Below are 571 nucleotides of genomic sequence, written 5' to 3' on the forward strand. Positions count from 1 at the left end.
TTATGGCTTCAGTAAGGGCGACTTTCGCGCTTCCAGTGCCAGCAAGTATTTCGCTTCGTCGTACAGGGTTTTGGTCTTCCAACAGCGGTAAATGATCCTTATCCATTTAAACGCTAGAGCCCGGATAACGTAGCATCAGGTCTAATGCCAGCTCAGCATCCTGCGGATCATCCTTCGTACCGCTGGGCCAGAAAGCCTGTCGGTAGCGGGCCAGTGACAAGGTGTGTACTGGAAAAACAGTGACAAATGGGTACTTCTGGAGGCATACACCACCGGGCCTTTCTTCAGCTCAACGGCAATAGCAATCCTGCCTTTTGCCTTCTGGTGTAACTCATTGAGCCAGATATCAAGCGCCTCAGGCGTATGTTCAATCACATGGAATATGCGATCACCATTTTTAAACTGAACGCAGATATCGTGTTTTTTATCCGCCCAGTCCAGACCAACATGAGCAGCAAACTGATCTATAGCAGTCATCACCAACTCCTTTTACCGGGGATTGGTATGCATTCCACGCTCTTCGAAAGAAATATAGTCAGCAGTTTGTCTGCATGCCCTGAGTATTCGTTAG

General features: G+C 48.3%; 1 pseudogene. It reads right to left on the minus strand.

Annotated elements, in window-relative coordinates:
• Positions 1–121: 121 nt before the first annotated feature.
• Positions 122–477, minus strand: a pseudogene (locus tag J5224_RS34360) (IS110 family transposase); the annotation flags it as partial.
• Between the last annotated feature and the right edge of the window lie 94 nt (positions 478–571).

The sequence above is a fragment of the Candidatus Symbiopectobacterium sp. NZEC135 genome, from assembly GCF_025962695.1.